Annotated in this window: 14 protein-coding genes; 13 read left to right on the forward strand and 1 reads right to left on the reverse strand. The window is 52.6% G+C overall.

The genetic code is table 11. The features are described 5' to 3' along the window. The first annotated feature begins 21 nt into the window (after positions 1-21). The 13 genes from B1748_RS29175 to B1748_RS37265 are packed head-to-tail and all read left to right on the forward strand — an operon-like array spanning position 22 to position 7,044. On the forward strand, positions 22-534 hold the full coding sequence (locus tag B1748_RS29175; RefSeq protein ID WP_087571485.1) for a hypothetical protein: 513 nt from the start codon (positions 22-24) through the stop codon (positions 532-534). A gap of 56 nt (positions 535-590) precedes the next feature. Continuing rightward, on the forward strand, positions 591-821 hold the full coding sequence (locus B1748_RS29180) for a hypothetical protein (protein WP_087571486.1): 231 nt from the start codon (positions 591-593) through the stop codon (positions 819-821). Then, entirely contained in the window at positions 781-1,437 is a 657-nt protein-coding gene (locus B1748_RS29185; protein WP_087571487.1) for a hypothetical protein, read from the forward strand. Before B1748_RS29180 ends, B1748_RS29185 begins: the two co-directional genes overlap by 41 nt. 1 nt (position 1,438) lies before the next feature. Next, entirely contained in the window at positions 1,439-2,137 is a 699-nt protein-coding gene (locus tag B1748_RS29190) for a hypothetical protein (protein WP_087571488.1), read from the forward strand. Between the two features lie 12 nt (positions 2,138-2,149). Further along, complete coding sequence (locus B1748_RS29195) at positions 2,150-2,542, forward strand: hypothetical protein (RefSeq protein WP_087571489.1); 393 nt, start codon at positions 2,150-2,152, stop codon at positions 2,540-2,542. Continuing rightward, positions 2,532-2,966, forward strand: coding sequence for a hypothetical protein (locus B1748_RS29200; RefSeq protein WP_087571490.1), 435 nt, complete (start codon positions 2,532-2,534; stop codon positions 2,964-2,966). The genes B1748_RS29195 and B1748_RS29200 overlap by 11 nt, the downstream gene beginning before the upstream one ends. Next, positions 2,963-3,259, forward strand: coding sequence for a hypothetical protein (locus B1748_RS29205; RefSeq protein ID WP_087571491.1), 297 nt, complete (start codon positions 2,963-2,965; stop codon positions 3,257-3,259). The genes B1748_RS29200 and B1748_RS29205 overlap by 4 nt, the downstream gene beginning before the upstream one ends. Positions 3,260-3,269: 10 nt before the next feature. Then, complete coding sequence (locus tag B1748_RS29210; RefSeq protein WP_087571492.1) at positions 3,270-4,331, forward strand: hypothetical protein; 1,062 nt, start codon at positions 3,270-3,272, stop codon at positions 4,329-4,331. Positions 4,332-4,339: 8 nt separating this feature from the next. Continuing rightward, positions 4,340-4,723 carry a hypothetical protein gene (locus B1748_RS29215; RefSeq protein WP_087571493.1) on the forward strand — a complete coding sequence of 128 codons (384 nt, stop codon included), beginning with the start codon at positions 4,340-4,342 and terminating at the stop codon, positions 4,721-4,723. Continuing rightward, entirely contained in the window at positions 4,723-4,866 is a 144-nt protein-coding gene (locus B1748_RS37055) for a hypothetical protein (protein WP_179215886.1), read from the forward strand. Before B1748_RS29215 ends, B1748_RS37055 begins: the two co-directional genes overlap by 1 nt. A gap of 15 nt (positions 4,867-4,881) precedes the next feature. Next, the gene (locus tag B1748_RS29220) at positions 4,882-5,187 is read left to right on the forward strand and encodes a hypothetical protein (protein ID WP_087571494.1); all 306 of its coding nucleotides are present in this window, start codon (positions 4,882-4,884) and stop codon (positions 5,185-5,187) included. 2 nt (positions 5,188-5,189) lie between these two features. Next, positions 5,190-5,552: a phage holin, LLH family gene (locus B1748_RS29225; protein ID WP_087571495.1), complete on the forward strand. Its 363-nt coding sequence runs from the start codon at positions 5,190-5,192 to the stop codon at positions 5,550-5,552. After that, positions 5,539-7,044 (forward strand): N-acetylmuramoyl-L-alanine amidase, encoded by a 1,506-nt coding sequence (locus B1748_RS37265; protein ID WP_087571496.1) that lies wholly within the window; start codon positions 5,539-5,541, stop codon positions 7,042-7,044. Before B1748_RS29225 ends, B1748_RS37265 begins: the two co-directional genes overlap by 14 nt. 363 nt (positions 7,045-7,407) lie before the next feature. On the opposite strand, the gene B1748_RS29235 is transcribed toward B1748_RS37265, so the two are convergent. Then, positions 7,408-7,671: hypothetical protein (locus tag B1748_RS29235; RefSeq protein ID WP_218781667.1), on the reverse strand; the 264-nt coding region annotated here is incomplete at its 5' end.

Here is a 7,671-nt window from a genome sequence, read left to right on the forward strand (position 1 = left end):
ATTATGGGAGGCACGGATAGTATGAAAAAAATGGTTCTTGGAATTGTCATAGGCGCTTTTCTTGCTACAGCAATACCCGTAGCAGCGGAAGAAATTAATAAGAAGGTTACGGCAACCGTTCGAGGCGATTTCACAGTGCAGGTAGACGGCGAGCAAGTCGAATTAAAAAACGCACCACTTGCTTATGATGGGAATTCATATTTGCCTGTCAGGGAACTGGCGGTTCTTCTTGGTAAAGACGTAGATTTTGTGGATGGGGTGATTAAATTGGATACACCTACGGTTGAAGGGGCTGTTATTTCATCCAAGGAAGATTTCGAAGCTGAAACGTCAAGGCTTAATGGTGTTATAGCGGACAATGAGAGATACCTTGCAAGCACGATCGAAGTATATACCGAGTTAGAGAAGCGTCCAGAAACCAAGCCAGAAGAACTTGCGCTGCTGGTTGAACGCAAGGAACGATACGAAGCCATCATAGACGATGCCAAGAAAGCAATTGCAGATTTAAAGGTGCAATACCCACAATACGCATAACCAATCCAAAGAGAGTCCTTCGGGGCTCTTTTTATTTTGCCGAAAGGAGATCCGTTATGGCAAAGCTGGAACAAGTCCTAAAAGCGGAGCTGAATCCGCAAACGCCGGTCCAGGACATCATGCAAGTAATTGACGCTATGTTGCGGACCAATCCAGGACATGAAGCGGCGATCCTGCGCGGCGTCGCTGAGGGCGTAAGTATTATAGCATCACGCATCGATCAAAGAACGGGGGAGGACGCTCGTGGTGGAACTGAACCGACTAACCGGAACGAATCGGATAAGTGAAGAATACAACCTGTTAAACGATAACGCCGATACGATCGAACAAGCTTTTGAAGAATCCGACGCATCCGTTGTGGGCGTTCAGCAGAATCTCGACGACCACGAGGCGGACGATACGCGCCATTGGACGACGGCCGACCGCGACAAGATGAACGGCATCGCCCCCGGAGCTCAGGTCAACAGCGTGACGTCCGTTGCTGGCAGGACTGGAGCTGTTGCCGTCGGCTGGACTGATGTAGAGTCCCGGCCATCGTCCAGCGTTGCCGCTATTGATGCGGCCGTGACGAAGGTGGGAGGCATCGAGGCGGGGGCCGAGGTGAACCAGAATGCTTTCGCCCAGGTCAATAATATCACGGCGTCCAGCGAAAGCGATGCGCTCACGATTACCGGCGGTACTGGCATATCAGTCTCGACGAATCCCACGACCAAGACCGTCAATATCACGGCCACAGGATCAAGCACGCCGGGGCCGCACGCCGCCAGTCACCTGGAGGACGGTTCGGACCCCATACCATTGGCAACGCCGACCAATGGCGGATTGATGAGCGCCGAGGACAAAGACAAGCTTAACAGCATACCATCAGGCCCGCCTTGGACGTGGGCAGATTTGGAGGGATAACATGCCAAACTATTTTAACCTTACGCTAGATACGACGGGACCGTCTAACGTCACGATTACACTGGCTGGCGGTGCGCAGTACGCGACGCAGCAGCTCATTAATGCGGCAATTGCGACAGCGGACACCCCTACAACTGGTTACCAAATGAAAATATGGGGCGACCTCGATATTGCTTGGGCTAAAAGCAATGGATTGCTCGGGGCCGGAGCGAGCGCCAGTACCGAGGCGGACAGCACTTGGATTACGTTTGCTACCACGCGACAATTACAGCTTAGTGCAGGAGACGGTAACAAAACGATCAACTGTAAGGTTCGGGATGACGTATACAATCCATCTGCACAGTCATCCGACAGCATTACGCTTGATACGACGCGTCCAGAGGTTACGATTACCGGACCTGACGTAAGCAAAATCTCCAAACAGTCTGGCAAGAGTGTATCAAGCTTTAGCTTTGTTGCAGACTCGGCGTATACCGCGTATAAGGTCAAGGTTGTCGCCAGCACGGGCGCGGCTCATGATACTGGTGTCCAGATCCCGACAACGGGCGGCTCGACCAATATGAGCGGCGGAGCCGGTACAGGTGTTACGCCTGTTGAGTGCACAATTACCGGGGCTGATTTGGAGACTGCGAGCAGCGGAGACGGTGCTAAAATCGTTAAAGTATTTGTCCAAGATGCTGCAGGCAACTGGAGCGCGTAGGGGGTGTAGCTAATGGCTGCACCTCTTATTGTTATTGACGGTTACACGCGGGCCCGGATCAGCAACCAGCCGGGCCTTAGGGAGTCAGTTGTACAGTTTTTGGCTGACCAAGACTTAGTAGATTGGCAGGCACGCGCTGATGGTGCAGGAGTGGGGCAAGGCGACCTCGTTGGACAGGCACCAGGGGTAAGAGACACATGGGCCAAGTGGGATGCACAGGCGTTGTCGTGGGCGTCACTGGACGCTCAGACCCGAACATGGGAAACGCTTATTGTTGTGCTGCCTGATAACGATATCGGCGAATTTGTTGTCGACGCGGGCGAATTGACTTGGGGTGACAAGGTCTACCGCATCAACGTATACGGCAAAAATCAAGCAGGGGAGTGGACGGCATATGGCGGGTAGTTTTTTATTAACGCTGGATACAACTGGACCGGAGATCGCGGTTTATATGCCGTCCTATTCAACTACTAGCGTCGATAATGAGGTCATCGTACAGAGTAGCGAGCAACTTGCACCATGGCAGGACTTTTATTTTGTGGATGCGGCGGGCGACCGGCACAATTTTATCTTTGCCTATGATGGTGACCGCTTTGTTGGTTTGGTCCGGTTTAATCAGTTTGCGCTCGGCGTGGCCGTCTTGTATGCCCAGGTTAAGGACGAGGTAGACAATCCGTCACCGATTGTCACGCAGCCAATCAACATCATGGCCGGAGCGTATATGACGGTTTGTGGATCCATGTCGGTAAGGTCGATTGCGACATTTGATCGAAAGCGCGAAGTTGAAACGGGGCGCACCGCCCGAAAGATTGAGGTGAGGACGGCATGACTTGTGGCACGAGTGGATATGTACAGCGCGGCAACACTGTGCGACTCATGGCTACTTTTAGGGATTGGGACGACGATCCGATTGATCCTGACATCGTTAAAGTTATTATTTATGACCGTAAGTGGCAGCAACTATCGGATAACGAACTGGGACCGGGAAATCGGATTGAGACCGGACAATATTTTTATGACCATATGCCGGATCAAACCGGTACTTTTTATGTGGAATGGCATGGCCGTATAAGCGGACAACCAAGCCTGTACCGTGATACTTTGACGGTTCGGGACATTTAGGAGGGATACCATGGCTACATTGCCAAGTGGGATTAAAACGTTTGAAGCCAGCGATAACGTTGTGCGCGAGGCATTCAACGAGAACTGGAACACCATCAATAACATAGTGACTACAGATGCAACGACATCTGCGCGAGGTATGATGTCGTCAGCAGATAAGCTACTCAGCGCAAACCGCGATGGATACGGTACGACAGCGGGGACGGCGACAGCCTACACGATTACACTAACGCCTGCACCGACGATGGTTGACGGGTTAAGGGTGACGGTCAAGCTTAACGCCAATAACGGCGCTAATCCGACGCTCAATGTTAACGGACTCGGCGCGAAGGCGATTCTCAAGCCGAATGGTACCGCGCCAGCTGCGGGACTGCTCAAACTAGGATCGGTCTATACACTCGTTTATAACGGAACGGCTTTTATCTTACAGGGTGAAGGGGGGGAGTATGGAACAGCTGTAGCGGCGGACGTGCTGGCGGGCAAGACGATCGGCACCGAATCCGGGCTCGTGACAGGAACGATGGTCGACCGAGCGGGAGACACGGCGGCGCTATCGAGCGCAGTCAGCGGCACGACGCTACGGTTAAGGGCGTCTGCTGGATATCGCGATGGGACGAATGATTTCGTGACGATCAATGATCCGGATTTTATTGCAGCTAATATCCGGCAGGGGATTGATTTGTTCGGAATTGTTGGGTCGCTGATAGAAGGTAAACGGTATGCGAGCGGGACTGTTCCTAAAGGAACCGGATACTTAGTGGCCCAAAGGACTGACGGCGTGTCTTCAGGAGTTTCCTTCTCCCCGTTAACTGTATCTGGGCTGACATTCAAACCTAGTATTGTTATAATCCGATCGTCGTCGAATGCCCACTTAACGTTTTATACCGAGAGCCTCACAAATTCCGAAATAAGCGTCATTTATAACCGTTTTTATAACAATTTAACTATGGCGCAAACAGCTTACGCCTTTAGGCAGAGTTCTAATTTTAATAGTACCAGTGACGGTTTTGTATTACCGGCTCCAGACATGACCGAAAATACGACGTCATACTCTTGGTTTGCCATAGAATAGGAGGGACAATGTTGCAAATTGGACGGAAAATTTATTACGAATTAGAATCAGGAAACGTCATAGTAGATACTGGAGATCGCAGTGGTAGTGTGGTTGAAACAACAGTCGAGCAGGATTACACATCCTATATAGCGCTTGCTGATCGGGTGCCGTCTTCTGTCGGCATGATCCAACTTGAATATGGGCAGTACGTAGAGGACTTTGCACAGTGTAACGGGTATCGAGTGGACCCAGATACGCAGCAAGTCCTTTTTAGTTACCCCGATCCAGCAGAGCCGGAAGCACCGCCAACATACCGGCCGCCGTTAAGTGTAGAGGTCGAGCAGTTGCGCACGCAGCTCACGCTTGTACAAACGGCTCTCGACGATCTTATTCTCGGAGGTGGTCTGTAATGGCGGCGTATATGGCACAACGGATTATCGATAAAGTGTATACGTATGGGTACGTGATTGACCGCCGTCCCGATCTTAAAGGCGGCATCGACACATACCTGACCGATAACGGTCATGCAGATTTGATTGAGGGCTCCGCATAAGCGGGGCCTATTTTAATGCAGAGAGGTGATCCATTGGATCCGAATGTCATCAGTATCATTGCGGTAATCGGAACTCTCAGCGCCGTTATGCTGGGTTGGTGGGGGAAAAGCAGGACCGTTCGACAAGACACTGCAAACGATGCGGCGAAGGACGCAACGTTGCAGGCTGATATGGCCTATCTAAAGCGCGGGATAGATGACATGCGCATCGAGATTAAAATGCAGGGGCAGCGGCATGACGCGCTGTCGGAGATGACGATTCGAATGGATGAATCTATTAAGTCGGCGCATAAGCGACTAGACAAATTGGAGGCGAAATAGATATGGAAAATCTACAACCATATATTGATACAATTGTGCAGGCTCTTGTGGGCCTGCTTGTTTCATTTCTGTTGGGTGTTTTGGCAATGCTGCGCGGGAAAGTACAGGAATGGCTGGAGACGCGCACAACTGTTCAACAACGGGATATTTTGCACCGCTTGGCCGGAGAGGCGGCGGCATTGGCAGAGGCCACATACAAAGATGCGGGTGGCCCGGAAAAGATGAATGCGGCATTTGCGTACGTATTGCAACGTGCAGCTGTAATAGGGATTAGCGTCGAGCGGGAAAGTGTACAGGCTGCAATCGAAAAAGCCGTCATGGATTACAATACAAAAGTAAAGGGTGAAGCCAATGATCGCTCATAAGCGTATCCGGATCGCATCCGGCAAAGTCGAAGAAGGGCCGCTAACTTATACGCTCAGCGGCCAGTACAGCAAAGGCGAGGGCTGGACAGATATGCGCGCCGTTGATGTGCCGACGGCGTCCATCCAACGCGTGGAGCTCGTGACTGGTAAGGGCAAGACCATCTCCAGCATCCTCGCAGACCTGGTCAAGCAGCACGGAGGCAACTGGATCTGCTTCAACGCATCATACTTCAATCCCAACGACGGTGCGCTTCTCGGATTGACATACCGCGATGGCAAGGCGATCTATCCGGATGTTAAGGGCAAGACGGAGCAGCGTCCGCATCTCTATTACAAAGGCGGGAAATGGGGCATCGGCAGGCAAGACAAGCCGGATGGGCATACACTGGCAGTCTCCGCTGTTCCGACGCTCTCCGCTGGAGGCAAGGCCATTGACCCGCCGCGTACTGCTGAGGTCACGCCGTCCGACGTACTTGGTACCAATCCGCGCATGATTGCCGGGATCAAGGCAGACGGTACTCTTGGGCTTATCCTCGTTGACGGGCGCGGCACGTACGACAAGGGGCTGACCAGCAAAGAGGCGGGAATCATGGCCGTACATTACGGTTATCCGGAGTCTGTAAACCTGGACGGCGGATGGAGTGCGGAGCTGGCAACCAACAACCGGCAGATGCTCGATGCGCTGGAGATCGACAAGGTCAACAAAAAGCGGCAGTATCATGTAGCGGACATGAGCCAGGATTACAATGAGCGCGTCGTGCATCACGCCATTGCGATCCAGATCGACCCGGAAAAGCTATTTCCGACTTACATCGTGGACCATATCCCGACCAACACGCCTAACAACCGCCGTCCTGGTCATAGGCTCATGCCGACGACGATCACGATACACAACACGGCTAACCCGTCCAGTACGGCGCGAAATGAGCGATCTTGGCTGACGAATCCCGCCAATACTGCGACGGCGTCGTACCATATCGTACTGGACGACAAAGAGACGGTGGAGACTCTGCCACTTAATGAGTCTGCATGGCATGCTGGAGACGGCAGCGGGGCGGCAAGCGGGAACAGGACGTCTATCGGGATCGAGATTTGCGAGAGTGGCAATTACGCCGTCACACTATCCCGAGCCGTAGAACTCGTAGCGAAGATGTTGAAGGAGCGCGGATGGGGCGTTGATCGCCTGCGCCGCCATTATGACTGGAGCGGCAAGATTTGCCCGCGCCTTATGTACGACGGCGGCAGCTGGGCGGGATGGATTGATTTTAAAGCACGCGTTGCCGCAGCGATCAATCCACCGATAGTAAAGCCGGAGCCAGAGCAGCCCGTCAAACCTGTCGATGACATCACCGGCCATTGGGCTGAGTCTGCGCTTCGCGATGCGATCAAGGACGGTGCACTTGCTGGATTCCCCGACGGAACAATTCGTCCAGATGAGCCCTTGACCCGAGCACAGTATGCCGTGATACGGTCGAGGGAGCGCCAAGGATAATTTTCCTGACCACAACAAAGCCCGCTATCCAGAGGGACGGCGGGCTTGTTTTTATTTGCGCCGGGCTGCGCGAACCAGCGCCGCGACGCTTACGATTAGAGCGGCAATACTGATGATTAAAGCGGCTGTCTGCATGTCCTATCCCTCCTCGGAGGCCCCGAAGGGCCTGTGTTATTTCTTAACTGCGTCATAGTCTTGAGCGCAATCATCGCAATATTGATATTTGCTGTTATTTCGATGCAACTCGCTTATCTGACTTTCCGTTTGGCACTCATCGCAAATGAATTCAGTTTGCTCACTCATCCCCATTACCTCCCCGCGTAAGCTCGCCAGCATATTGTAGGAGGGGGCGAAGCCCCTCAATCATTCTTCCGTGCTTTGGGCGCTGTTTAACGCCTCTTGCGCTTGCTCCAGCGCAGCCAACTCTCGTTCACAGTATGGGCTTTTGCCTGGTTGACTCTTTAGCCAGTCCGCCAGTTTATACCGGCGATCCGCTAACGCCATGTTGATGGCGCTCATTACATCTGCGCTGATTGTCATTTGATATTTCATTTCCATGTCGATCATCTCCCGTTTATTTTTAGCCTTACCTGTGGTAAGATTGGGAGGAAGGCCGGATGCTACCCG

Origin of the sequence: Paenibacillus sp. MY03 (assembly GCF_002165585.1) — a bacterium.
Classification (GTDB): domain Bacteria; phylum Bacillota; class Bacilli; order Paenibacillales; family Paenibacillaceae; genus Pristimantibacillus; species Pristimantibacillus agaridevorans.

Coding starts and splice junctions, on each gene's coding strand:
- B1748_RS29175 (WP_087571485.1), top strand. CDS start 22: ATGAAAAAAATGGTTCTTGGAATTGTCATAGGCGCTTTTCTTGCTACA.
- B1748_RS29180 (WP_087571486.1), top strand. CDS start 591: ATGGCAAAGCTGGAACAAGTCCTAAAAGCGGAGCTGAATCCGCAAACG.
- B1748_RS29190 (WP_087571488.1), top strand. CDS start 1,439: ATGCCAAACTATTTTAACCTTACGCTAGATACGACGGGACCGTCTAAC.
- B1748_RS29195 (WP_087571489.1), top strand. CDS start 2,150: ATGGCTGCACCTCTTATTGTTATTGACGGTTACACGCGGGCCCGGATC.
- B1748_RS29200 (WP_087571490.1), top strand. CDS start 2,532: ATGGCGGGTAGTTTTTTATTAACGCTGGATACAACTGGACCGGAGATC.
- B1748_RS29205 (WP_087571491.1), top strand. CDS start 2,963: ATGACTTGTGGCACGAGTGGATATGTACAGCGCGGCAACACTGTGCGA.
- B1748_RS29210 (WP_087571492.1), top strand. CDS start 3,270: ATGGCTACATTGCCAAGTGGGATTAAAACGTTTGAAGCCAGCGATAAC.
- B1748_RS29215 (WP_087571493.1), top strand. CDS start 4,340: ATGTTGCAAATTGGACGGAAAATTTATTACGAATTAGAATCAGGAAAC.
- B1748_RS37055 (WP_179215886.1), top strand. CDS start 4,723: ATGGCGGCGTATATGGCACAACGGATTATCGATAAAGTGTATACGTAT.
- B1748_RS29220 (WP_087571494.1), top strand. CDS start 4,882: ATGCAGAGAGGTGATCCATTGGATCCGAATGTCATCAGTATCATTGCG.
- B1748_RS29225 (WP_087571495.1), top strand. CDS start 5,190: ATGGAAAATCTACAACCATATATTGATACAATTGTGCAGGCTCTTGTG.
- B1748_RS37265 (WP_087571496.1), top strand. CDS start 5,539: ATGATCGCTCATAAGCGTATCCGGATCGCATCCGGCAAAGTCGAAGAA.